At 57.1% G+C, this 23011-nt stretch carries 26 protein-coding genes and 1 tRNA gene; 7 read left to right on the top strand and 20 right to left on the bottom strand.

Annotated features, from left to right (window positions below; all coding sequences use genetic code 11):
• From pheT to thrS, 6 genes are all read right to left on the bottom strand, one after another.
• A complete protein-coding gene (gene pheT / locus NH234_RS11070) occupies positions 1 to 2379 on the bottom strand; it encodes a phenylalanine--tRNA ligase subunit beta (protein ID WP_367256484.1) in 2379 nt (792 codons plus the stop codon).
• A 26-nt stretch (positions 2380 to 2405) separates the two neighbouring features.
• Entirely contained in the window at positions 2406 to 3422 is a 1017-nt protein-coding gene (gene pheS / locus NH234_RS11065; protein WP_085732504.1) for a phenylalanine--tRNA ligase subunit alpha, read from the bottom strand.
• A gap of 109 nt (positions 3423 to 3531) precedes the next feature.
• Positions 3532 to 3888 (bottom strand): 50S ribosomal protein L20, encoded by a 357-nt coding sequence (gene rplT / locus NH234_RS11060; RefSeq protein ID WP_007913489.1) that lies wholly within the window; start codon positions 3886 to 3888, stop codon positions 3532 to 3534.
• A gap of 30 nt (positions 3889 to 3918) precedes the next feature.
• Positions 3919 to 4113 (bottom strand): 50S ribosomal protein L35, encoded by a 195-nt coding sequence (gene rpmI / locus NH234_RS11055; RefSeq protein WP_002553160.1) that lies wholly within the window; start codon positions 4111 to 4113, stop codon positions 3919 to 3921.
• Positions 4114 to 4173: 60 nt separating this feature from the next.
• The gene (gene infC / locus NH234_RS11050) at positions 4174 to 4725 is read right to left on the bottom strand and encodes a translation initiation factor IF-3 (RefSeq protein ID WP_170929631.1); all 552 of its coding nucleotides are present in this window, start codon (positions 4723 to 4725) and stop codon (positions 4174 to 4176) included.
• Positions 4725 to 6647, bottom strand: a complete 1923-nt coding sequence (thrS, locus tag NH234_RS11045) for a threonine--tRNA ligase (RefSeq protein WP_367256483.1) — start codon at positions 6645 to 6647, stop codon at positions 4725 to 4727. Before thrS ends, infC begins: the two co-directional genes overlap by 1 nt.
• A gap of 371 nt (positions 6648 to 7018) precedes the next feature.
• Here thrS and NH234_RS11040 point away from each other — a divergent pair, with 371 nt between their 5' ends.
• Positions 7019 to 7318, top strand: coding sequence for a hypothetical protein (locus NH234_RS11040; RefSeq protein ID WP_085712030.1), 300 nt, complete (start codon positions 7019 to 7021; stop codon positions 7316 to 7318).
• A 292-nt stretch (positions 7319 to 7610) separates the two neighbouring features.
• A complete protein-coding gene (locus NH234_RS11035; RefSeq protein WP_003179963.1) occupies positions 7611 to 7823 on the top strand; it encodes a cold-shock protein in 213 nt (70 codons plus the stop codon).
• 72 nt (positions 7824 to 7895) lie between these two features.
• Here the strand turns inward: NH234_RS11035 and NH234_RS11030 are convergent, their stop codons facing one another.
• Positions 7896 to 8213, bottom strand: a complete 318-nt coding sequence (locus NH234_RS11030) for an I78 family peptidase inhibitor (RefSeq protein ID WP_085732502.1) — start codon at positions 8211 to 8213, stop codon at positions 7896 to 7898.
• 166 nt (positions 8214 to 8379) lie between these two features.
• Positions 8380 to 8685, bottom strand: a complete 306-nt coding sequence (locus tag NH234_RS11025; protein ID WP_085732501.1) for a hypothetical protein — start codon at positions 8683 to 8685, stop codon at positions 8380 to 8382.
• Positions 8686 to 8817: 132 nt separating this feature from the next.
• Between NH234_RS11025 and NH234_RS11020 the strand changes: the two genes are divergently transcribed.
• A complete protein-coding gene (locus tag NH234_RS11020; RefSeq protein WP_085712027.1) occupies positions 8818 to 9030 on the top strand; it encodes a hypothetical protein in 213 nt (70 codons plus the stop codon).
• A gap of 33 nt (positions 9031 to 9063) precedes the next feature.
• Here the strand turns inward: NH234_RS11020 and NH234_RS11015 are convergent, their stop codons facing one another.
• From NH234_RS11015 to NH234_RS10980, 8 genes are all read right to left on the bottom strand, one after another.
• Positions 9064 to 10092, bottom strand: a complete 1029-nt coding sequence (locus NH234_RS11015; protein WP_085732500.1) for a nucleoside hydrolase — start codon at positions 10090 to 10092, stop codon at positions 9064 to 9066.
• 44 nt (positions 10093 to 10136) lie between these two features.
• Positions 10137 to 10541 (bottom strand): D-ribose pyranase, encoded by a 405-nt coding sequence (gene rbsD, locus NH234_RS11010; protein WP_367256482.1) that lies wholly within the window; start codon positions 10539 to 10541, stop codon positions 10137 to 10139.
• Positions 10538 to 11455: a ribokinase gene (rbsK, locus tag NH234_RS11005; RefSeq protein WP_367256481.1), complete on the bottom strand. Its 918-nt coding sequence runs from the start codon at positions 11453 to 11455 to the stop codon at positions 10538 to 10540. Before rbsK ends, rbsD begins: the two co-directional genes overlap by 4 nt.
• Positions 11456 to 11479: 24 nt before the next feature.
• Entirely contained in the window at positions 11480 to 12499 is a 1020-nt protein-coding gene (locus tag NH234_RS11000; protein WP_085732497.1) for a LacI family DNA-binding transcriptional regulator, read from the bottom strand.
• A gap of 3 nt (positions 12500 to 12502) precedes the next feature.
• On the bottom strand, positions 12503 to 13480 hold the full coding sequence (locus NH234_RS10995; RefSeq protein WP_025111208.1) for an ABC transporter permease: 978 nt from the start codon (positions 13478 to 13480) through the stop codon (positions 12503 to 12505).
• The gene (locus tag NH234_RS10990; RefSeq protein ID WP_085732496.1) at positions 13477 to 15030 is read right to left on the bottom strand and encodes a sugar ABC transporter ATP-binding protein; all 1554 of its coding nucleotides are present in this window, start codon (positions 15028 to 15030) and stop codon (positions 13477 to 13479) included. Before NH234_RS10990 ends, NH234_RS10995 begins: the two co-directional genes overlap by 4 nt.
• 56 nt (positions 15031 to 15086) lie before the next feature.
• The gene (locus NH234_RS10985; RefSeq protein ID WP_085712021.1) at positions 15087 to 16046 is read right to left on the bottom strand and encodes a sugar ABC transporter substrate-binding protein; all 960 of its coding nucleotides are present in this window, start codon (positions 16044 to 16046) and stop codon (positions 15087 to 15089) included.
• Between the two features lie 201 nt (positions 16047 to 16247).
• A complete protein-coding gene (locus NH234_RS10980; protein WP_085732495.1) occupies positions 16248 to 16697 on the bottom strand; it encodes a hypothetical protein in 450 nt (149 codons plus the stop codon).
• 348 nt (positions 16698 to 17045) lie between these two features.
• On the opposite strand from NH234_RS10980, the gene NH234_RS10975 reads away from it, so the two are divergent.
• The 3 genes from NH234_RS10975 (at position 17046) to NH234_RS10965 (ending at position 19298) form a co-directional block, all read left to right on the top strand.
• The gene (locus tag NH234_RS10975; RefSeq protein WP_085732494.1) at positions 17046 to 18134 is read left to right on the top strand and encodes an asparaginase; all 1089 of its coding nucleotides are present in this window, start codon (positions 17046 to 17048) and stop codon (positions 18132 to 18134) included.
• Between the two features lie 179 nt (positions 18135 to 18313).
• Positions 18314 to 18604 (top strand): DUF1654 domain-containing protein, encoded by a 291-nt coding sequence (locus tag NH234_RS10970; RefSeq protein WP_085732493.1) that lies wholly within the window; start codon positions 18314 to 18316, stop codon positions 18602 to 18604.
• 4 nt (positions 18605 to 18608) lie between these two features.
• Entirely contained in the window at positions 18609 to 19298 is a 690-nt protein-coding gene (locus tag NH234_RS10965) for an endonuclease (protein WP_085732492.1), read from the top strand.
• 55 nt (positions 19299 to 19353) lie between these two features.
• Here NH234_RS10965 and NH234_RS10960 read toward each other — a convergent pair whose 3' ends face one another.
• Positions 19354 to 20265 carry a siderophore-interacting protein gene (locus NH234_RS10960; protein ID WP_367256480.1) on the bottom strand — a complete coding sequence of 304 codons (912 nt, stop codon included), beginning with the start codon at positions 20263 to 20265 and terminating at the stop codon, positions 19354 to 19356.
• Between the two features lie 87 nt (positions 20266 to 20352).
• The gene (locus NH234_RS10955; protein WP_085732490.1) at positions 20353 to 20721 is read right to left on the bottom strand and encodes a penicillin-binding protein activator LpoB; all 369 of its coding nucleotides are present in this window, start codon (positions 20719 to 20721) and stop codon (positions 20353 to 20355) included.
• 250 nt (positions 20722 to 20971) lie between these two features.
• Between NH234_RS10955 and csrA the strand changes: the two genes are divergently transcribed.
• Entirely contained in the window at positions 20972 to 21166 is a 195-nt protein-coding gene (gene csrA, locus NH234_RS10950) for a carbon storage regulator CsrA (protein ID WP_003179932.1), read from the top strand.
• Between the two features lie 216 nt (positions 21167 to 21382).
• On the opposite strand, the gene NH234_RS10945 is transcribed toward csrA, so the two are convergent.
• Positions 21383 to 21838 carry a DUF2214 family protein gene (locus NH234_RS10945; RefSeq protein ID WP_085732489.1) on the bottom strand — a complete coding sequence of 152 codons (456 nt, stop codon included), beginning with the start codon at positions 21836 to 21838 and terminating at the stop codon, positions 21383 to 21385.
• Positions 21839 to 22807: 969 nt separating this feature from the next.
• A tRNA-Val gene (locus NH234_RS10940) sits at positions 22808 to 22884 on the bottom strand.
• Between the last annotated feature and the right edge of the window lie 127 nt (positions 22885 to 23011).

Genomic DNA, 23011 nt, shown 5'->3' with positions numbered 1-23011 from the left:
TCACTTCCTTAACGTGGCGTTCAACCTTTGTTCGAGCGAGGTGAGGATATTTTGCGTCGTCGAATTCACCTCATCGTCATTAAGAGTGCGCGATGGATGCTGCCAGGTCAAGCCGACTGCGAGGCTTTTTCTATCAGGATCAATACCTTTACCTTGATACACGTCAAATAGCCTGAGGTCTGTCAGCCATTCGCCTGCATTTTCACGGATTACGTCCAGTACAGCCGAGGCTGCAACGTCTTTGTGCGCAATCAGTGCCAGGTCACGACGCACTTCAGGAAAGCGCGACAACTCGTGGAATTCAGGCATTTTGCCCAACGCCACTTCAGCCAGAACCAGCTCGAAAACGAAGACCGGGCGGTCGAGACCGAGGGACTTCGACAGCTCAGGGTGAATCGCACCGATAAAGCCGACTTCACGCCCTTCACGCTCGATGCGCGCGGTTTGACCCGGGTGCAGCGCCGGGTGTTTGCCTGGAATAAAAGTGAACGAATCCAGCGCACCGGCAAAACCCAGCACCGCTTCTACGTCAGCCTTGACGTCGAAGAAATCGACGGTGTCGCGACCTTGCGCCCAACCTTCCGGCAGACGGCTACCGCAGACAACACCGGCCAGCATCGGCTCTTGCTTCAGACCATCCAGTTGACCAACGAAGCGCAGACCGCTCTCGAACAGACGGACACGATCCTGCTGACGGTTGAGGTTGTGCTGCAGCGCCTTGACCAGGCCTGGCCACAGCGACGAACGCATGGCGGCCATGTCATTGGAGATCGGGTTCGCCAACAGCAGCGGCTCGACACCTGGATTGAACAGCTCGAATTGCTTTGGATCGATGAAGCTATAGGTGATCGCTTCCTGATAACCACGAGCAACCAACAGACGACGCAGCTCCGGTAGATCGCTGCGCGCTTCAGCCTTGGCTTGCGGCGCCAGACGAGCTTGCGGGTAACGAACCGGCAAACGGTTGTAACCGTACAGACGCGCCAGCTCTTCGATCAGATCGACTTCCAGGCTGATATCGAAGCGATGGCTTGGCACTTCTACGCGCCACTGTCCTGCTCCCTCGGCGGAAACTTTCAGACCCAAAGCGTTGAGCAGACGCTCGACTTCGGCCGAATCCATTTCCATACCCAGCATCTGGGTGATGCGCTGAGCACGCAGAGTGATCGGCGCGATCGACGGCAAGTGCTGCTCGCTGACGGTTTCGATGATCGGGCCGGCTTCGCCACCGGTGATTTCCAGCAGCAGGCCAGTGGCGCGCTCCATGGCTTCACGGGCCAGTTGCCAGTCCACGCCACGCTCGTAGCGGTGCGAAGCATCAGTGTGCAGACCATAGGAACGAGCCTTGCCCGCCACAGCGATCTGGTCGAAGAATGCACTTTCAAGGAACACGTCGCGAGTGGTCGCGGATACACCACTGTGCTCGCCACCCATCACGCCGGCAATGGCCAGAGCGCGAGTGTGGTCGGCGATCACCAGCGTATCGCTACGCAGGCTGACTTCCTGGCCGTCGAGCAGAACGAGCTTCTCGCCCTCTTCCGCCATGCGTACACGAATGCCGCCGTTGATTTCAGCGAGGTCGAAAGCGTGCAGCGGCTGACCGAGTTCGAGCATCACGTAGTTGGTGATATCGACCGCGGCATCAATACTGCGGACTTCAGCGCGACGCAGGCGCTCAACCATCCACAGCGGCGTAGGCTTGGACAGGTCAACGTTGCGGATGACACGACCCAGGTACCGTGGGCAGGCGGCAGGCGCCAGCACTTCGACCGAGCGCACTTCGTCGTGCACGGCAGGAACCGTGAGAACCACAGGACGAGTGACCGGAGCGTCGTACAACGCGCCGACTTCACGCGCCAGACCGGCCAGGGACAGGCAGTCGCCGCGGTTCGGGGTCAGGTCGACCTCGATGCTGGCGTCTTCCAGATCCAGATAAACGCGGAAATCTTCGCCCACCGGCGCATCGGCCGGCAGCTCCATCAGACCGTCATTGCCCTCACCGACCTGCAGCTCGGTTTGCGAGCACAGCATGCCGTTGGACTCGACACCACGCAGCTTGGCTTTCTTGATCTTGAAGTCGCCCGGCAGCTCGGCACCGATCATCGCGAAAGGAATCTTCAGGCCCGGACGCACGTTTGGTGCACCGCACACGACCTGGAAGGTTTCCGCGCCATTGCTGACCTGACACACACGCAACTTGTCGGCATCCGGGTGCTGCTCGGTGCTCAGCACCTCGCCCACCACCACGCCACTGAAAGCACCGGCGGCCGGCGTAACGCTATCGACCTCAAGACCGGCCATCGACAGACGGGCAACCAGCTCGTCGCGATTTACCTGCGGGCTAACCCAGCCACGCAGCCATTGTTCACTGAATTTCATCCTGCTCTCCTAAGAATTCGTTACGACTAGCGAAATTGCGCGAGGAACCGCAAGTCGTTGTCGAAGAACAGACGCAAGTCGTTCACGCCGTAACGCAGCATGGCCAGACGCTCAACGCCCATGCCGAAGGCAAAGCCCGAGAACTCTTCCGGATCGATCCCGGACATGCGCAACACGTTCGGGTGAACCATGCCGCAGCCCATCACTTCCAGCCAGCCAGTCTGTTTGCAGACGCGGCAGCCTTTACCGCTGCACATCACGCACTCCATGTCGACTTCAGCTGAAGGCTCGGTGAACGGGAAGTACGAAGGACGGAAACGCACGGCCAGTTCTTTTTCGAAGAACACTCGCAGGAACTCTTCGATCGTGCCTTTGAGGTCGGCGAAGTTGATATCGCGATCAACCAGCAGGCCTTCGACCTGATGGAACATCGGCGAGTGGGTGATATCGGAGTCGCTGCGATACACACGGCCTGGGCAGACGATGCGGATCGGCGGCTGTTGCGATTCCATGGTGCGGACCTGTACCGGTGAGGTATGGGTGCGCAACAGCATGTTCGCATTGAAATAGAAGGTGTCGTGCATCGACCGGGCCGGGTGATGGCCTGGGATGTTGAGCGCTTCGAAGTTGTGATAATCGTCTTCGACCTCAGGGCCTTCGGCAATGCCGTAGCCGATATGGGTGAAGAACTGTTCGATACGTTCCAGAGTCCGGGTTACCGGATGCAGACCACCGGAGGTCTGACCACGGCCCGGCAGGGTTACGTCAATGGACTCGGCGGACAGTTTGGCAGCCAGTTCGGCTTCCTCAAACAGAGCCATGCGCGCATTGAGAACGCCTGTGACACGTTCCTTGGCAACGTTGATCAGGGCGCCGACCTGCGGACGCTCCTCTGCCGGCAAATTCCCCAGGGTCTTCATCACCTGAGTCAATTCACCCTTTTTGCCAAGGTATTGAACCCGGATTTGCTCCAGGGCATTGATATCTTCAGCGCTTTGCACAGCCTCTAGTGCTTGAGAGACCAGCGCATCCAGGTTTTCCATGTACAGACTCCAGATACAAAATAGGGGAAGAGCTTGAAGGCTCTTCCCCTATTTATGACGTTTACCACCTGCCCTCACAGAGGTGAGGTCGGGTGACTGTCGGGGGTACTTAAGCCAAGGTGGCTTTAGCTTTCTCGACAATCGCGGCAAACACCGCTTTTTCGTTCACTGCCAGATCAGCCAGAACCTTACGGTCGATCTCGATGGACGCTTTTTTCAGGCCAGCGATGAAACGGCTGTAGGACAGACCGTTAACACGAGCACCAGCGTTGATACGAGCGATCCACAGAGCGCGGAACTGACGTTTTTTCTGACGACGGTCACGGTAGGCGTATTGGCCTGCCTTGATTACCGCTTGCTTGGCAACACGGAATACGCGCGAGCGAGCGCCGTAGTAGCCTTTAGCAAGTTTCAGAATTTTTTTGTGACGTTTACGGGCAATGACGCCACGCTTTACACGAGCCATGAGTTACTTCCTCTATTCTTGATCCAAAAATTAACGAAGGCGCAGCATGCGCTCGACTTTTGCCACGTCAGACGGATGCAGCAAGCTGCTACCGCGCAGTTGACGCTTACGCTTGGTCGACATTTTGGTCAGGATGTGGCTCTTGAAAGCGTGCTTGTGCTTGATACCGTTAGCAGTTTTCAGAAACCGCTTAGCAGCACCACTTTTGGTTTTCATCTTTGGCATGTTCGGATACTCCGCATTCAGTTGATAAACATAATCAGAAGGCCTGCCGTGCCCTGTTGATTACTTCTTCTTTTTCGGGGCGATGACCATGATCAGCTGGCGTCCTTCCATCTTAGGATGCTGTTCGACCGAACCGTACTCGAGCAGGTCTTGTTCAACCCGCTTGAGGAGTTCCATCCCCAGCTCCTGGTGGGCCATCTCACGGCCGCGGAATCGCAAGGATACCTTGGCCCTGTCCCCGTCACTCAGGAAACGTACCAGGTTGCGCAGTTTTACCTGGTAATCCCCTTCCTCCGTCCCTGGACGAAACTTGATTTCTTTTACCTGAATCTGCTTCTGGTTCTTCTTCGCCGCAGCAATCTGCTTCTTCTTTTCGAAGATCGACTTGCCGTAGTCCATCACACGGCAAACCGGTGGGACTGCGTCTGCGGAGATTTCTACCAGATCAAGCTTTGCTTCTTCAGCGATACGAAGCGCTTCATCAATCGAGACGATGCCAATCTGCTCGCCGTCAGCGCCAATTAACCGAACCTCGCGTGCCGAGATATTCTCGTTGATCGGGGCTTTCGGTGCAGTTCGTTTATCTTGTCTCATTTCACGCTTAATAATAATTACTCCGAATCTGGGCGACCACGCCGGGAAACCGCTTGCGCGAGAAACTCAGCGAACTGGGCGACGGGCATCGAGCCCAGGTCAGCACCTTCACGAGTACGCACAGCGACAGTCTGCATCTCGACTTCCTTATCCCCAATAACCAAGAGATATGGAACCTTGAGCAAAGTATGCTCGCGGATTTTAAAGCCGATCTTTTCATTTCTCAAGTCAGACTTGGCACGAAACCCGCTTTCGTTGAGAGTTTTTTCGACCTGAGCAACAAAATCTGCCTGTTTATCAGTGATATTCATGATCACTGCCTGGGTTGGCGCCAGCCACGCAGGGAATGCACCTTCGTAGTGCTCGATCAGAATCCCGACGAAACGCTCGAACGAACCGAGGATCGCACGGTGCAACATGACCGGATGCTTGCGGCTGTTGTCTTCGGAGACGTATTCGGCGCCGAGACGCACTGGCAGGTTGAAATCGAGCTGCAAAGTACCACATTGCCACACGCGACCGAGGCAATCTTTCAGCGAGAATTCGATTTTCGGACCGTAGAACGCTCCCTCACCCGGCTGCAGATCGTACGGCAGGCCAGCACTGTCAAGTGCAGCAGCCAGTGCCGCTTCGGCGCGATCCCACAGCTCATCGGAGCCAACGCGTTTTTCCGGACGAGTGGACAGTTTCATCTCGACGTCGGTGAAGCCGAAGTCGCGGTAAACATCCATGGTCAGCTTGATGAACGCAGCGGATTCAGCCTGCATCTGCTCTTCGGTGCAGAAAATGTGGGCGTCGTCCTGGGTGAATGCACGTACACGCATGATGCCGTGCAGCGCACCCGATGGCTCGTTACGGTGGCAAGCACCGAACTCGGCCAGACGCATCGGCAGCTCGCGGTAGCTCTTCAGGCCTTGGTTGAACACCTGCACGTGGCATGGGCAGTTCATCGGCTTGATCGCGTAGTCGCGGCTTTCCGACTCGGTGGTGAACATGTTGTCTGCGTAGTTGGCCCAGTGCCCGGACTTTTCCCACAGGCTACGGTCAACGACTTGCGGCGTTTTGATCTCGAGATAGCCATGGTCGCGCTGCACTTTGCGCATGTACTGCTCAAGCACCTGGTACAGAGTCCAACCATTCGGGTGCCAGAACACCATGCCCGGCGCTTCTTCCTGGGTGTGGAACAGGCCCAGGCGCTTGCCGATCTTACGGTGATCGCGTTTTTCAGCTTCTTCAATACGCTGGATGTATGCAGCCAGCTGCTTCTTGTCAGCCCAAGCAGTGCCGTAAACGCGCTGCAGTTGCTCGTTCTTGGCATCACCGCGCCAGTAGGCGCCGGACAGCTTGGTCAACTTGAAGGATTTCAGGAAGCGAGTGTTCGGCACGTGCGGACCGCGGCACATGTCGACGTATTCTTCGTGATAGTACAGGCCCATGGCCTGCTCGTTCGGCATGTCCTCGACAAGGCGCAGCTTGTAATCTTCGCCGCGAGCCTTGAAGACTTCGATCACTTCGGCGCGCGGAGTGACTTTCTTGATGACGTCGTATTCGGTATCGATCAGCTGTTGCATGCGCTGCTCGATGGCAGCCATGTCGTCCGGAGTAAAAGGACGTTCGAAGGCGATGTCGTAATAGAAGCCTTCGTCAATGACCGGACCGATGACCATTTTGGCCGTCGGGTACAGCTGCTTGACCGCATGGCCAACCAGGTGAGCGCAAGAGTGGCGAATGATTTCCAGCCCCTCTTCATCCTTTGGCGTGATGATTTGCAGCGTTGCGTCGCTGTCGATGATGTCGCAGGCATCGACCAGCTTGCCGTTGACCTTGCCGGCCAGGGTGGCCTTGGCCAGGCCTGCACCGATAGAGGCAGCGACTTCGGCTACGGAAACCGGGTGATCGAATGAACGTTGACTGCCGTCGGGAAGAGTAATAGTTGGCATGGCGCCTCCTCTCCTAGTGGTGACCCCTACCAAAGGTCACGTGGGTTGGGATGAGCCAGTACAAGATCCGATCCAGGCCATTCAATGACGAACGCCTGCCTTACAGCGGCAGGAGCCTTGCGGCCAACCGGAAAACCGAACCAGAGTGACTGGGATTCAAATCAGAGTATTCGTACGCTGCCGCCACCGGGACTGAAGGTCATCCGGAGCCTGCGAACGCCCGAGTCGGCCATGCTAGCACAGATGAACGGTCACACACGCACTCTGGTTTTACCGGCAGGCAAATCGTCAGTTTTATGCCAGAGTGATGAACTTGATCGGCCACTCAGCCATCAGATAACAAGACATCGACCCACAAGGAGCATCCTCGCATGCGTCTGAACACCCTATTCGCCGCAGTCGTCCCTTTAGTTCTGCTGTTGCCGCTGAGCGCGCAGGCTGCATGGCCGAAAGGCGTCAAAGAGCAATACATGAACGACTGCACAAAAGCGGCCAGCCAAAGCGTCAACCCGACCGTAGCCAAACAACACTGCACCTGTGGAGCTGATGTCCTGGAGAAGAAATTCACCACCCAGGAAATCTCTCAGCTGATGGACAAGAACACCCCGCCGAGCGGTGAGCTGGGTCAGCGCGCGCTGAAGGAAATCTCGGTTTGCCGAGTGCAGAAATAGACCCTGTCGAGCGGATTTACGGGCATTCAGCGAGCAAAAAACGGCCAGAATGCCCCTGAATCCGATATTTTATGCAGGTTTTATAGCTTTTTTTACACCCCGTCGAATTGGCTGAAAGCCTCTGAAACCGGGGGTTACAGACATTCAAACTGTCGAAGCGTCTGCAATATGAAAGCAAACAGCACGTCCGGGGGGCTACCAAAGCGAACATTTCGACTATGATACCCCGGTGTGCCCAGTTGGCCTGAGCAGCACAGTACTACTGAAAATATATGTTTCTTGGAGATACACCATGTCTAATCGCCAAACCGGCACCGTTAAATGGTTCAACGATGAAAAAGGCTTCGGCTTCATCACTCCTCAAGGTGGCGGTGACGACCTGTTCGTACACTTCAAAGCTATCGAATCTGACGGTTTCAAAAGCCTGAAAGAAGGCCAGACCGTTTCCTTCGTGGCTGAGAAAGGCCAAAAGGGTATGCAAGCTGCACAAGTTCGCCCAGAGTAATTTCCCGGCGCACTAAAAAAACCCCGTCCATGTGACGGGGTTTTTTATACGCGTGACAAAAGTCTGTACAACTCAGCCGCAGCTTGCCCGGGTGACCAGCAGATTATTGTCGGTATTGAGGTTCAGCCGATCAGACCGGTACTCAAGGGTGATCATGTCGTCAGGCTTGAGAAACCGGGCATTCTGCGCTCCGGCCTTTTTGCGCGCCTGCTCCAGCAATTCCGGCGAAGCCTTTTTGCCGACGGCGAACTCTGCAGCGGTTGCCTCGCAACGACTGTGACCGGTTTCGGTCGCCACGGGATCCTTCTGCGACTCGCTGGACGTGGTAGTGCAGCCAGCCAGCATGGCAACCGCCATCAGAGTACCCAGTGACGCGAGCTTCCAAGGCATGAAGCCTCCTTTTTTCAATAGTTGAGCGAACATCGTGCGACCGCCAATACAGCGTTTGGTTTCATGACCTGCGTCACGCCCCTGCCCCACGATCAGAAAAACGGCGAGTTTGCCTCAGCAACGCCTGATACTTCCTTACACAATCGTCACTGAATATGACCAGTGCTCAGTAGACGTCAATGTAGTCATAGGGCGGGTTCGGCCAATTGTCCTTGAGCGCGTTGAATATCTGCATCACCCAGACCTCGTCGCTCGCCGCAACGTTACCCACATAGCCCGAACCCTTGGCCCAGGTTTCCAGGCGAAACGACAGCCCGTCGATATCCTGACCACCCGTGACACCCGAAGAAATATAGGCGATGCCGCCCTTGGTCACGCGCAACTGGGTGTGCTCGTCGTCACTGGCTGAAGCCAGCAACAGACGCACAGCGTCCAGCGTCAGGCCGTCGGGGGAATTCAAATCGATCTGCACAGCTCAGTCCTTGGTTTTTTCGGATACGACCAAGTGTCGCATAGCCCTGCGCTCATGCCTAAGTCGCAGTGCCAAACGCCAGACAACGTGGTTAACTCAAGACTCAAATCCCGCGAACTGCCGAGCCCCATGATGACGACCGTAAGCATCTCAGCTGACATCAAGGCCCACTGGCCACAAGGGCACAGCTCTTACAGTCCGGGCAGCCCGGAGGAATTGGCATTGATCAGCATCGACCTGCTGGTCAAGACACTGGGAACGCAAGCCGCGCAATCATTTATCGCCCAGCTGTTCGAGAAGTATCCGGATGACTTCAAAGGCACATCGGACATCGAGAAAGAATAAAGGCCCGCGGGTTCGCACCTGCGGGCCTGTTGCTTACTTCAGACGTTTCAGGCGTTCGGTCAACAGATCGAAAAAGCCTTGAGCATCACCATTTTCCACCCAGAAGGCATTTTTCGGCGCTTTCAGGCCGTCATACCAGTCGACGATGGTCTGCCCGAAAGTCGGACCTTCACGGCTGTCGACCACCACGTTCACCGAACGGCCGGTGAACAGCTCTGGTTTGAGCAGGTAAGCCACAACCGTGGCGTCATGCACCGGACCACCCGGAATGCCGTAGTGCTCCATATCGCCCTTGATGTACTCGTTGAGGATGTCGCCGACAATTTTGCTCGCATTGTTGTTCAGCGCCGCGATCTGTTTCAGGCGTGCATCGCTGGTGAGGATCTTGTGGGTCACATCCAGCGGCAGATAAGTCAGTTTCACACCGCTTTTGAGCACGACTTCAGCCGCTTGCGGATCGGCATACAGGTTGAACTCAGCCACCGGCGTGATGTTGCCGCCGTTAAAATGGGCGCCGCCCATGATGACCACTTCCTTGATGCCCTGAACGATTTCCGGCTCCTGGATCAGCGCTAGCGCCAGGTTGGTTTGTGGCCCAAGCATGGCAATGGTGATGCTGTGCGGCTTGGCTTTTTTCAGAGTGTCGATCAGGTAGTTGACCGCATTGCCTTCAGCCAGGCCTTTTTTCGGTTCATGCACGGTGACACCCGACAGGCCTTCCTTGCCATGGATGTTCTCGGCGTAGATCGGTGTACGCATCAACGGTTTCGGTGCGCCGGCGTAGACCGGCACCTCTTCGCGCCCTGCCCACTCACGGGCCAGTCGCGCGTTGCGAGAGGTCTTGTCGAGACGCACGTTGCCAGCCACGGTGGTCAGCGCGCGAATATTCAGTTCCTCCGGCGATGCCAGAGCAAACAACAGGGCCACCACATCATCGGCACCCGGATCGGTATCGATGATCAGATCGATCTTTTCCGCCGCCTGGGCGCCGGTCGCGGTTATCACGGACAAAAGCAGCAGGCTCCGGATCAGTTGGTGAATTTTTTGAGCATAGCGGTGCATGGCGCATTCCTTGTGCATTTGAAATTGAAAGGGACTGAACCCCTTTAAAACGTAACCCCGGCCACCAGCACGATGTTGCAGTACGGCTGAAATTCGCCTGTACGAACAATCGCTCGTGCCTGTCGGCTGAGAACCTTGAATTGCTCATGACTGAGCAGATCGCGTCGCCCGATTGCACCTTCTTCATTCAATGCGTCCAGCGAAGCCAGCGCAGTGGGTTGTTTGTCGAAGATTTCCTGGGCTAGCACATGACTCTCCACCTGCATTTCGCTGAGCACGACCTTCAAGGTGCTGACGAAATCCGGAATACCGTGGGTCAGCGCGAGGTCGATCAACTCGACGCCCGGCGGCACGGGCAAGCCGGCGTCGCCGATCACGACCATGTCGCCATGGCCAAGGGAGGCGATAAGCCGAGACAGCGCGACATTGAGCAAAGGAGTCTTTTTCATGCGGGTTTGAACGCCTGTACGTCGGACGAAGTGGGAATGGACGGCTGGGCACCCGCCCGAGTAACAGACAGCGCCGCGGCTATCTGACCAAAACGAATGGCCTCGACTTCAGTTTTGCCAGCGGCCAGCGCCGCCGCGAAACCGCCGACGAAGGTATCCCCGGCAGCCGTGGTATCGACCGCTTTCACTTTGGGTGCAGGAAAATGCTGGCTACCCGAGCCGTTGGCGAACAATGCCCCCTGAGCACCCAGCGTGACGATCACGTTGCCCGCCCCCATGGAAATCAGCTGGGCAGCCGCTTTTTCAGCGCTTTCCAGCGAATCAACCGGTAAACCGCTGAGGGCAGCAGCTTCGCTTTCATTGGGAATCAGGTAATCGATGGAGGCAAACCAGCCTGCAGGCAGCGGATGGCTGGCCGGGGCCGGGTTCAGGATGACCGTCTTGCCTAGTTCGCGACCGCGCTTGAGCGCATGACCGACGGTGGCATCGGGAACTTCCAGCTGACAAATGATCACATCCGCCGCCTGCAGCACCGCGTCGAACTGGTCGATCACCGCTGGCGTCATCGAGCCGTTGGCCCCGGCAACGATGACGATTGCGTTCTGACTGTTGTCATCGACCACAATCAGCGCTACGCCACTGGAGTCCTCGACCACGCTGACCGCCTGGCAATCGATCTGCTCGACCAGCAATGCCTCGCGCAATTGCACGCCATAGTCGTCATTGCCGACGCAGCCGATCATCGACACTCGCGCCCCCAGCCGGGCAGCGGCCACCGCCTGGTTGGCACCCTTGCCACCCGACACAGTGGCGAACGAATGACCGATCAGTGTCTCGCCGCCCCGAGGCAAACGAGGCGCCCGGGTGACCAGGTCCATGTTCAGGCTGCCTATTACCACTACATTTGCGGGCATACATCACTACTCATCAATTCGGTTTCAACGATATTCGGTAAACACACCGGGCAGCGGCGCAGTCGACTCTCGCAAGACAATACTTGGGGTCACGATCCGCTGATCAGTGGCCAGATCCGGGGTGGCAATTCTTCGCAGCAACACTTCCGCCGCCATTTCACCCAGCTGCAAGATCGATTGGCCAACAGTGGTCAGCGCCGGATAAACGTAACGGCTCATTTGAATATCGTCGAAGCCGATCACCGACAACTCCGCAGGCACGCGCACATTGCGCTCGGCAGCCGCCCGCAGCACACCAATGCCGATCATGTCGTTGCCAGCAAAGATTGCACTGGGAGGATTGCGCTCAAGCAGAACCGCAGCCGCGTTATAACCACCGGTGCTGGTGAAATCGCTCTCCAGCATCCGCGATGGCGGCACTTCAATACCTGCCTCTTTCATGGCGCGGCAAAATCCGGCCTGACGCATTTGCGCAACACTGGTGCTCGCCGGACCGCCAATGGTGGCGATATCACGATGTCCGAGTTCGATCAGGTGTCTTGTTGCCAGATAGGCGCCATATTCATGGTCGATGCGCACGAGATCGGCGTCCACCCCTTCCAGGCCCCGGTCAACGATCACCATCGGCGTCTTGACCCCGGCCAGACCTTGTACCAGGCCACTGTCACCGCCAGCGGAGGCGACGATCAAGCCATCGATACGCTTCTCCAGCAACACCCGAAGGTAACTGCGCTGCTTTTCCGGATTGTCGTCGGAGTTGCAGAGAATTACGCAGTAGCCATTACGCTCACAGTAATCCTCGATCCCCCGGGCCAACTCGGCAAAGTACGGGTTAAGACTGTTGGGCACCAGCAAGCCAATGGTGGCAGTGGTCTTGGCCTTCAGCGATCGGGCAACGGCGCTCGGCACGTAGTCGAGGCTTTTGATCGCCGCCTCGACTTTCAAGCGCACTTCCTGGCTCACCGGCCGGGTGTTGTTCACAACATGGGAGACGGTCGTGTAGGAAATTCCCGCGAGCGCCGCCACATCCTTGATTGTCGCCATGTCTCAGCCCCGCCGGCTTGCGCGTTGGCTGCGATACGTATCAAGCACTACCGCGATGACGATCACTGCGCCGGTGATGATGCGTTTGGTCGGCTCAGTTGCGCCGATCTGCGCCAGACCGGCCGCCAGGACGGAGATGATCAAGACCCCGAAGAATGTACTGATGACCGAACCACGGCCGCCCATCAGGCTGGTGCCGCCGATGACCACCGCAGCGATCACTTGCAGCTCGAGGCCTGAACCGGCATTCGGGTCGGCAGCTTCCAGGCGGGAAATCTGGAACAGCGCCGCGATACCGGCCAGCAGCCCCATCAGACTGAACACCAGAATCTTGTAAGGCTTGGGGTTGATGCCCGCCAGCCGCACCGCTTCCTCATTGGTACCGATACCGATCAGGTAGCGACCGAACACGGTCCGGGTCAACACCGCCTGAGCAATAAAGATCACCAGCAAGGCAATGATGAACGACGGCGAAATACCAAAAGCGATCGGGTTAGACAGCCAGGCGAACGAGTCACCAATGTAGGCTGTGCGCGAACCGGTCATCTGATAGGCCAGGCCCCGGGCCATTTCCAGCACACCGAGCGAAACGATGAACGACGGAATTCGCCAGGCGACCGTGATCGAGCCAGTCACCGTGCCGGCCAGTGCCGCCACTGCCATGCCAAGCAGCGCAGCCGGCAAGACACTCCAGCCCCAGCCCAGGATCGCCACGCTGACAGTCGATGCCGCAAGCGCCAGCACCGAACCCACCGACAGGTCGATCCCGCCGATGATCAGCACGAAGGTCATGCCCACCGCCAACACCATCAGGTCGGGGATCTGGTTGGCCAGGGTGCTGAAGGTGTTGTACGACAGGAAGTGGCTGCTCATGACCGAGAACAGCGCAACCATCGCCAGCAAGGCACCGGCCAGGCCCAGGTAAGTACCCAGACCGTAGAAGTTGCCACTACGTTTACCGGCAGAAGATGCAGTTTTCATGGGAGATCCCTAGGCGCTGCTTCGTTGAGCAACGCATCACGTTTTTGGTAGCCGGCGAACGCGGCGGCAAGCAAGTCATCCTGGGTCCAACTGTCACGCTCGAACGTGTCGATCAGACGCCCCGCCGACAGCACCCCGATGCGGTCGCAAATCAGCATCAACTCGCGCAGGTCGCTGGAGACAACCACCAACGCCTTACCCTGCCGGGTCAGCTCGCCGAGCAGGTTATAAATGTCGAACTTGGCACCGACATCGATACCGCGGGTTGGCTCATCGAACAGCAACACCGAACAATCGCGCTCCAGCCAGCGGCCGATCACCACTTTCTGCTGATTACCGCCGGACAGTTCGGATACCAGTTGAGTCGGGCTCGAACTGCGGATACGCATGGCATCGATCTGCCGCTTGGCAAGGGAGATTTCGTCGCCATTGTTGACGAACCCACCGCTGGAAATCTCCGGCATATTGCCCAACGCGATGTTCGCACTGATCGATTGGCTCAGCAGCAGGCCTTCACCCTTTCGGTCTTCAGTGATCAGGGCAATGCCGTTACGCACAGCGTCGACCGGGGAGCGGATACTCACCACTTGCGCCGGTGACCCGAGGGCAACGCTGCCGCTGTCGGCGAGATCGGCGCCGAAGATCAGGCGCAGCAGTTCCGTGCGCCCTGCTCCGATCAATCCGGAAATGCCGAAAATCTCACCGGCACGGACTTCGAAGGACACATCGCGCACCTTGTCGGAACGGGTGAGGCCTTTCACCGTCAACGCAGGAGCACCGATATTGCGCGGACCCATGTCCATGTGTTCGCCCAGCTCGCGGCCAACCATCAGGGTGACCAACTGTTCGCTGTTGTAATTGGCCATCGGCTCGACGCAAACAAGATTGCCGTCACGCAGCACGGCAATACGCTGTGCAACTCGGGCCAGTTCTTCAAGACGGTGGGAGATATAGATGATCGCAACCCCGCGCGCCTGCAGCCGGGTGATCTGTTCGAAGAGCATTTCGACTTCGCGAGCGGTGAGCATCGCGGTCGGCTCGTCGAGAATCAGCACATGGCAATCGCCGATCAGGTTACGCGCGATCTCGACCATCTGCTGGTGACCGATACCCAGCTCGCCAACCAGCGTGTCGGGATCGATGGCATCCAGGCCGACTTGAGCCATGGCCTCGATGGCAGCCTTGCGCAGCTGTTTGCGACTGATCCAGCCACCGTTGCTTGGCAGGTTGTCGAGAAACAGGTTTTCCGCCACCGAAAGGGTCGGCAACAGATTAAGTTCTTGCATGACCATGCGCACGCCAAGCTCTTCGGCTTGGGTACGGCTGCCAGGGCGGTATTCCTTGCCCTGGAACTGCATCTGCCCGGTGGTCGGGGTCACCAGACCACCGATAATTTTCGACAGGGTACTTTTACCGGCACCGTTCTCGCCGGTCAGTGCCAGCACTTCACCGCGCATCAACGTCAAGTCGATGCCGGTGAGCACCGGCTGCGCATAGGTCTTACCGATACCGCTGACCGAGAGGACAGCGTTCGGGGCGGAAACTGACATAAAAAACTCTCCATGCGCTCGCCCGGACGGGCGAGCGCCATTGTGTCGCCGAAGGACTACTTCTTGGTGACCAGCTCGACCGGGGTTTCGATGACGCCGTTGGCGCCACTGTCGACTTTCTCGCCCTTGATGATTTTCAGCGCGGTCTCGATGCCGAACACGGCCTGCTTGGCGGCGAACTGATCGGCGGTTGCCAGGACACGACCATCCTGCAGCATCGGCTTGATGGCGTTGATGTTGTCGTAACCGACCACTTGTACCTGCCCCGCCTTGCCGGCAGCACGCACAGCGGAAACAGCGCCGACGGCCATGCTGTCGTTACCGGCCAGCAGTGCCTTGACGTCCGGGTACTCGCTGAGGATCGACGCGGCTACCTTGTTGCCCTTGTCGATTTCCCAATCGCCGGACTGCAGGGAGACAACCTTGATCTGCGCGGCTTCCATCGCATCCTTGAAGCCAGCGGTACGCTGCTGAGCGTTGGTCGTTGTGGAAACGCCTTCGATAATGCCGACTTCGTCACCGGCCTTCAGCTGTTTGGCCAGGTACTCGCCCACCAGACGTGCGCCCTTGCGGTTATCCGGTCCTACGAACGGTACGGAGATATTCTTGCTTTTGATGACGGCGGGATCGAGCTGGTTGTCGATGTTGATCACGGTGATGCCGGCGTCGACGGCTTTCTTGATCACAGGCACCATGGCCTTGGAGTCAGAAGGTGCGATGACCAGTGCATTGACCTTCGCCAGAATCATCTGCTCGACGATGCGGGTCTGGCCTGCTGTGTCGGTTTCGTCCTTGATGCCGTTGGAGATCAGGTCGAAATCGGCGGAGTGTTCTTTCTGGTAAGCCTTGGCGCCGTCTTCCATGGTGAGGAAGAATTCGTTGGCCAAAGACTTCATGACCAGTGCGACCTTGGGTTTTTCGGGGGACTCGGCGAAAGCCGAAGAGACAGGCAGTGCGGCGGATGCGGCAGCCAGCATGGCGACAGCGAGAAGACGTCCAGCGAATGGCAGCTTCATGGGTTCACTCCGATCTTATGATTATTGTGAGCAACGCTTGCGCTGGCGTAAGCTTCGTCGGCATCTTCCAGACAACAGGGTCTCAGGAAAGCCGCGCAAACGTTTGCGTAGACCGAACTATGCGAATCCTGCCAACGTTTGTCAACAATCAGAAATCGGTATTGATTGTAGGGCGAATCTGCAGATTCGCCCCTTAAGTGCTCAAGCCGTAGTGTTGACCACATTACCGGCGGAAGAACCTTTCGACATTTCCTTGACCAACGCGGCGGAGACTTCCAGCAGCGCACCGCTGGTTTGAGCGATCTCCCCCTGAACGGCCATGACCGCCTGCGACTTCGCTTCCGGAGTCGGATAGCTCGCAGCTTGCGCTGCAGCCAGGCGTTGCTGCTGCTCTTGCAATTGCTTCTGTAATTCTTGCATCCGCTTCAGCAGCATCTTTACGGTGATACTCAGGTTATCGCCCCCCCCTTCAGTCTTGCTGTCTTCTTGCGCGGGACCGCCGGTTCTGACCTGATTGCTCTCGGGTTCTTCTACGCCCAGCGCCTCGGCAGAAGCGTCCGCTTGCGCTTCATTCATCGCATTGATCGTTGCTGCGGTTTTGCCACCAATGGTGACGGCACCGGGGTTAGAAAAACCGATCGTCAGTGACATGTGAACTCCCTCAATTCCAGTTTCCTTGAACACCCATCGGCCTGCGAGAAGCTTTCTTTAGCAGAGAATGCAAATCCGGCAACCTCACTTGTCCTGCAAAAGATGTAGTCCTTTTCGGAGAGCCGAACGCGAAAGCCTCCAATGTTCGGAATACCGGATCAACAATTCAGCCCGGAACTCACCATTCCATAAAATCTTGATATAAATCATCAAGTTAAACATTTCTCTAACGCAAAGTACGGCTGGTACAGATCCTGCTCTTTCCCTGCACCCCTGGCATTCAGATCGGCCCGGGGCGCATCTAGATGAACCTGCACCAGCACCGTCTCACTACTAGAGAGAAAAATAATGAAATCTGCTTTCAAGACATTGGTTCCGGGCGCTTTGGCCCTAATGCTGCTCCTGCCCTCCGCCCTCCAGGCAAAAGAAGTCGAAACCCAGACCAAACTGGCCAACGTGGTGGTGCTCGCTACGGGCGGCACCATTGCCGGCGCTGGCGCCAGTGCCGCCAACAGCGCTACCTATCAGGCCGCCAAGGTCGGCATCGAGCAATTGATCGCCGGCATTCCCGAGCTGAGCAAACTGGCCAACGTGCGTGGCGAGCAAGTCATGCAGATCGCGTCGGAAAGCATCACCAATGAAAACCTGCTGCAACTGGGTCGCCGCGTCTCCGAGCTGGCCGACAGCAAAGACGTCGATGGCATCGTCATCACCCACGGCACCGACACCCTGGAAGAAACCGCCTACTTCCTGAACCTGGTGGAGAAAACCGACAAGCCGATCATCGTTGTCGGCTCGATGCGCCCAGGCACCGCCATGTCAGCGGACGGCATGCTCAACCTGTACAACGCCGTCGCCGTCGCCAGCAGCAAAGAAGCCCACGGTAAAGGCGTGCTGGTGACCATGAATGATGAAATCCAGTCCGGCCGCGATGTCAGCAAGATGATCAACATCAAGACTGAAGCATTCAAGAGTCCATGGGGCCCGCTGGGCATGGTGGTCGAAGGCAAATCCTATTGGTTCCGCTTGCCAGCCAAGCGCCACACCATGGATTCGGAATTTGATATCAAGAACATCAAGAGCCTTCCTGACGTAGAAATCGCTTATTCCTACGGCAATGTCGGCGACACCGCCTACAAAGCCCTGGCCCAGTCCGGCGCCAAAGCCATCATCCACGCCGGCACCGGCAATGGTTCGGTGTCTTCCCGTGTCGTCCCGGCCCTGCAGGCTCTGCGCAAGGATGGCGTTCAGATCATTCGTTCTTCCCACGTCAATGCCGGCGGCTTCGTACTGCGTAACGCCGAACAGCCTGACGACAAGTACGACTGGGTCGTGGCCCATGACCTGAACCCACAGAAGGCCCGTATCCTGGCAATGGTCGCCCTGACCAAAACCAACGACAGCAAAGAGCTGCAACGGATGTTCTGGGAGTACTGATTCACCCTCGCCCGGTCAGATCTCGGCCGGGCACCCGCCTCACCACTCGCCGTCCTGGCGGGTGGTGCAATTACCTACACCAGCCCTGCCTCCTTCCTGCACAAAAAATCCGGATGAGCCACATCAAAACCGGAAAACCGTTGTCAGAGGATTTTCTTGATTTTTAAGCAGTTGCGAAAATGCTTACAGTTAAATACTGTATGCACGTACAGCTTAATAAGGATAACCTCGTGGCCTCCTCCTCTGATGCTCCCGATGCTTACGAACGCATGGGCATGCGTGTTCAAAAGATCATCAACTCCCCCACCGCACAAAAAGCCAAAGCCGCTCTGATCTTCCGTCTCCCGGATGAACCGGTGGATGAGTGGGAGCGCCTGCTGGAAGAGATTGACGAGAACGACAACGTCACCCTCGCCTATCGAGACGATGGTGGCGTGCAGATTTTCTGGGTTGTACCGAAGGAAGATTGACTCAATGATTGTCCGTTTTTTTGCTTTGCTTTTACTGCTCATTTCTCTAGGCGCCCACGCTGGCGCGCCCCGCACATTCAACGAGGCCAAGAAGGTCGCCTGGAAGCTGTACGCCCCACAATCCACCGAGTTTTATTGCGGGTGCAAATACACGGGCAACAAGGTCGACCTGGCCGCTTGCGGTTATGTACCGCGTAAAAATGCCAAGCGCGCCTCCCGCATTGAGTGGGAACACATTGTTCCGGCCTGGGAGTTCGGCCATCAGCGCCAGTGCTGGCAGGACGGCGGACGCAAGAATTGCACACGCTATGACCCGAGCTACCAGAAAGCCGAAGCCGACCTGCACAACCTGGTACCCAGCATCGGCGAGGTCAATGGTGATCGCAGCAACTTCAGTTACGGTTGGCTACCGGTCGAAAAGGGTCAGTATGGCTCCTGCCTGACCCAAGTCGACTTCAAGGCGAAGAAGGTCATGCCCCGCCCTTCGATTCGCGGCATGATCGCTCGCACCTATTTCTACATGAGCAAACAATACGGCTTGCGCCTGTCGAAGCAGGATCGCCAATTGTATGAAGCGTGGGACAAGACGTACCCGGTGCAAGACTGGGAGCGCCAGCGCAATCAGAGCGTGGCGTGCGTGATGGGTCGCGGCAACGAGTTTGTCGGGCCGGTGAACATGAAAGCCTGCGGCTGATCGTTCGCATAAAAGAAAAGGCCTCGCGCTGCAAGCTCGAGGCCTTTTTTTGTGGTTAGCTGCCGGGCTTGTTGTAACGCCAGTAGCCCATCAGATTGAGTGATTCGCGAGGAATACCGCGCTCCTTGATCAGGTATCGGCGCAAATTCATGACCGCAGCCGACTCACCGGCGATCCAGCCATAAAAACCGTCAGTAGCGGTTTCAGCGATTTCCCAGAGAATCTCCTGATCGATATCGACGTCAGCCAGCTCTATAGCCTGATTGACCATCGATGCCTCGACAGGTAGCGCCGCCTTTCGCACCGCCTCCACCATCAGCGTCCCGGCAACCATCGCACCCGCCCGCTCTCGGATCAACCACTGCACCGAAAGGCCAGGCCAGTCCGGGACTGCAAGCATGTCCTGAGCACTGTCGACCTCGAAGAACACTTGAGTCTGGGGTGGCTGTACAAGCGCTGCCAGCTCCTCGAGAATCCCCATCGCGGCGGGCAATGCTGTCGAGTCGGCGACCAACAAGAGTTGTTGAAGGGTTTGCGGCGGCTTCCATTCAAAGCCACCCGCCTCCTCAGCCGAAAACCGGCTGTCGGGCCCCAGAATTTGCATCGACTCGCCTGGCTGCGCTCGAAGAGCCCAGCGAGAAGCCGGCCCGGTTTCGCCATGCAGTACAAAGTCGATGTCGACTTCGCCCCGATCGGCACGCAAATGACGAATGGTGTAGGTGCGCATCGCCGGGCGTCGATCCGCCAGCATTGAGCGGAAACGAGCGTACCAACCCTCACCCTGAGAGAGTCGGGCTGGCGAACCGTCCGCGGCCGGGAAAAACAGTTTGATGCGCTGATCAGGCGCCCAGGTTGCCATCTCGGCAACAGCCTCGCTGGCGAGCGTGATCCGCATGAGGTGCGGACTCAGCTGATGCTTATGACGTAAAACAACGTCGAACAACTTGTAGGGACTGGCGGAGGCCATGCGGAGCTCCTTCTGAGAATCTTCGGTGACTCCTGCAAAAACGAATCACATCGGACACCCTTTAGTCAGCTCCGCTGAAAGGAATGTTTACTGTGCTGCGGTACGTTCGATCACAAGCGTCTCGATGTTCTGTTTTTTCGCCTTGATCAGCGCCGCATTCACATCAGCCTGTTTCGCTTCGGCTTCGGCCCTGGAGTTGAATGGTCCCAAAAGGATCCGGGTCTTTCCGCTGGCATCCTTGATGACATTGGCGATAAACGCATGCTCGATCAACCAGCCGCTCAGATCACTGACGGCTTGAGGTGTTTCGCCGCGCACCTCCAGATCCCATTGCGGCCCGGAGACGGCTGCCGGCGCTGTCACCGCTACGGATTTTGACCTTTGCGCATCCACGCTCCTGCCTTCACCACATCCCGCCAATGCCAGTGCTGCGACCAACCAGACCAATTTGCGCACAACGCTTCCCTCTGAATTCTAGAAAGGGGGATCTTAACATTCGCGAATACTTTCAGAGCCCAGCAAAATGGGCACAAAACTACGAGATTGATGATTGCCGCACCTGTATAGTTACGCGCTGGGAATTAATGCCACATCTGCGCGTCAGAAAGAGGCACCCAAACCGTGAGACTTCGCACTAATCTATACGTACCACCGACCTCTGCACTGTCTGAATCAGGTGCCCTACAAAGCAATCAAGGAGAAGACCATGCTGATACTCACCCGCAAAGTCGGTGAAAGCATAAACATTGGTGATGACATTACGATCACCATCCTCGGCGTAAGCGGCCAGCAGGTTCGCATCGGCATCAACGCGCCAAAGAACGTTGCCGTACACCGCGAAGAGATCTACCAGCGCATTCAGGCTGGCCTGACCGCACCGGACAAGCCACAAACCCCCTGAGCCCTTTCGCAGTCAGTAGCCAGTCTGTTCAGCCTCGCGTCATGACTGGCTAAAGATCCGAGCGCCGTATTGCCATCCCCCCCCACCTCATTGGTGACGGCGCAGGCTATTTCCCCTCCTGCTGCAACTCCCCCCCTTCTTCGCAACCGATACTAACCATCATTTCAATGGCTGGCTGTCGGACGTTTCCGAATAAAAGCAGGGAATCGCGCCCGCCTAGCCGAACGTCACCCCACGCGCCATCCCGGTGGCCGCTATCACCATCAGAACCAACAACAGCGCTTCGGCATGACTGATTCGTGCAAACACCTTGGCCCGCCCAGTCTCGAGGGGAGTTCCGCGTGCCTGACCGACGCGCCATTTGATCAACGTAATCATCGGTGCAAGCTCCAGAAGCAGAATCAGCACAAACAGCGTCATCTTCAAATGGAACAGCGGCTGATGCAGATAGTAATCGGCGCCCTTTTCGTAACCGCCAAAAGCTCGCATGCCACCCGTGATCAGCAGCACCAGCGCAGATATCCCCCATAGATTGTCAGCGAGCAGAACCCGCCGAACCTCACCAGTCCCAGCAGCCAGGCGGCTGAATGCCGTTCCGCGTGTCAGGACGGCCCAGAACCCCAGGGCAAATGCCAGCAGATGAACCGCAGCAAGAAACCAATGGACCAGCATCGATGAACCCCCGTCAGACTGAGATGAAAAATCGGCCAGACAGTAGTAGTCGAAAAAGTGTGGACTTGCCCGATGCCGCGCCAGAAAGGCGCACGGGTTTAGAGCGTCGGCAGGACGAAAGCCTGGGGGGAGGTAAATCGCAGGCAAAAAAAATCCCAAGCAGCTGATGGAAGCTTGGGATTTAAAAATGCATAAACCGTGGTGGTGAACGCGGGGCGGATAATACTGATTTTCTCAGTATGTAACAACGTATTTTTGATAACCGGATAGTTAAAAAAAACCGTAACCCCTTAAATATCCACACTTTTTAAATGGACGCCGAGGCTTTCGGCGACGAACGGCGGTACGACTATCACGAAACCGCAACCCAATGCCGACACGCGCTTAACTCAAGAACTTGACGAAAATGAGCTCGGGATCGCCCGGATCAAGATTCTCCACCATTCCGCTGAGTCGATAACCAAGACCTGCCAGAAGCTGTCGCATCGGCAAGTTGGACACATTGGTCGAGGTAAAGATCTTTTCCGCCGAGGAGTGGCACTCCATACAGCTCACAATTTGCCGACCTGCGCCGGAGCGCCTGATCTCACTGGAGACAACCACAAGAGGAATAAACCATTCCCCAAAAAACTTCTATCCAGGCAACCATAGCCGATGGGAGCACCAGGATCGTTCCGCTCGCAGACAACCCAACACTCCCCCGCCTGGACAGCCCTCGCAATGTATTTTCGGCGGCCGTCATCTCTTCCGGCGACAGGATCAATCTGCAACAGGCTTTCGATATCGCCCCGGATGGCTTGTCTGACTTGGCGACTCACGCACTCCCCCCTCACAGATGACGTTCGCCGCAGTGTAGCCGTCATGAACCGAGCTGATGCTTCAGGGCCGGGCTTTACAAATCGCAGACAACAAAAAAGGGCCCACCGTTCGGTGAGCCCTTCCAGACCGCCCAGCAGAGCGGATTTTGTTTGGTAGGCGCGATTGGACTCGAACCAACGACCCCCACCATGTCAAGGTGGTGCTCTAACCAACTGAGCTACGTGCCTGCTGTGAGGCGGCATTCTACGGAATTCCGGAGGGGTGTCAACACCTTTTTTTCACCTAACCCTATGAATATGCAAAATATTTAATTTCGACCCATCGCAAGAAGATTTCCCGGTGGCTGGCGGAGGT

The organism is Pseudomonas sp. stari2, assembly GCF_040760005.1.
Lineage (GTDB): Bacteria > Pseudomonadota > Gammaproteobacteria > Pseudomonadales > Pseudomonadaceae > Aquipseudomonas.
Note: the sequence above shows the minus strand (reverse complement) of the source record. Positions and strands in the feature narration are given on the sequence as shown.

Coding starts and splice junctions, on each gene's coding strand:
- pheT (WP_367256484.1), bottom strand. CDS start 2,379: ATGAAATTCAGTGAACAATGGCTGCGTGGCTGGGTTAGCCCGCAGGTA.
- pheS (WP_085732504.1), bottom strand. CDS start 3,422: ATGGAAAACCTGGATGCGCTGGTCTCTCAAGCACTAGAGGCTGTGCAA.
- rplT (WP_007913489.1), bottom strand. CDS start 3,888: ATGGCTCGTGTAAAGCGTGGCGTCATTGCCCGTAAACGTCACAAAAAA.
- rpmI (WP_002553160.1), bottom strand. CDS start 4,113: ATGCCAAAGATGAAAACCAAAAGTGGTGCTGCTAAGCGGTTTCTGAAA.
- thrS (WP_367256483.1), bottom strand. CDS start 6,647: ATGCCAACTATTACTCTTCCCGACGGCAGTCAACGTTCATTCGATCAC.
- NH234_RS11040 (WP_085712030.1), top strand. CDS start 7,019: ATGCGTCTGAACACCCTATTCGCCGCAGTCGTCCCTTTAGTTCTGCTG.
- NH234_RS11035 (WP_003179963.1), top strand. CDS start 7,611: ATGTCTAATCGCCAAACCGGCACCGTTAAATGGTTCAACGATGAAAAA.
- NH234_RS11030 (WP_085732502.1), bottom strand. CDS start 8,213: ATGCCTTGGAAGCTCGCGTCACTGGGTACTCTGATGGCGGTTGCCATG.
- NH234_RS11020 (WP_085712027.1), top strand. CDS start 8,818: ATGACGACCGTAAGCATCTCAGCTGACATCAAGGCCCACTGGCCACAA.
- NH234_RS11015 (WP_085732500.1), bottom strand. CDS start 10,092: ATGCACCGCTATGCTCAAAAAATTCACCAACTGATCCGGAGCCTGCTG.
- rbsD (WP_367256482.1), bottom strand. CDS start 10,541: ATGAAAAAGACTCCTTTGCTCAATGTCGCGCTGTCTCGGCTTATCGCC.
- rbsK (WP_367256481.1), bottom strand. CDS start 11,455: ATGCCCGCAAATGTAGTGGTAATAGGCAGCCTGAACATGGACCTGGTC.
- NH234_RS11000 (WP_085732497.1), bottom strand. CDS start 12,499: ATGGCGACAATCAAGGATGTGGCGGCGCTCGCGGGAATTTCCTACACG.
- NH234_RS10995 (WP_025111208.1), bottom strand. CDS start 13,480: ATGAAAACTGCATCTTCTGCCGGTAAACGTAGTGGCAACTTCTACGGT.
- NH234_RS10990 (WP_085732496.1), bottom strand. CDS start 15,030: ATGTCAGTTTCCGCCCCGAACGCTGTCCTCTCGGTCAGCGGTATCGGT.
- NH234_RS10985 (WP_085712021.1), bottom strand. CDS start 16,046: ATGAAGCTGCCATTCGCTGGACGTCTTCTCGCTGTCGCCATGCTGGCT.
- NH234_RS10980 (WP_085732495.1), bottom strand. CDS start 16,697: ATGTCACTGACGATCGGTTTTTCTAACCCCGGTGCCGTCACCATTGGT.
- NH234_RS10975 (WP_085732494.1), top strand. CDS start 17,046: ATGAAATCTGCTTTCAAGACATTGGTTCCGGGCGCTTTGGCCCTAATG.
- NH234_RS10970 (WP_085732493.1), top strand. CDS start 18,314: ATGCTTACAGTTAAATACTGTATGCACGTACAGCTTAATAAGGATAAC.
- NH234_RS10965 (WP_085732492.1), top strand. CDS start 18,609: ATGATTGTCCGTTTTTTTGCTTTGCTTTTACTGCTCATTTCTCTAGGC.
- NH234_RS10960 (WP_367256480.1), bottom strand. CDS start 20,265: ATGGCCTCCGCCAGTCCCTACAAGTTGTTCGACGTTGTTTTACGTCAT.
- csrA (WP_003179932.1), top strand. CDS start 20,972: ATGCTGATACTCACCCGCAAAGTCGGTGAAAGCATAAACATTGGTGAT.
- NH234_RS10945 (WP_085732489.1), bottom strand. CDS start 21,838: ATGCTGGTCCATTGGTTTCTTGCTGCGGTTCATCTGCTGGCATTTGCC.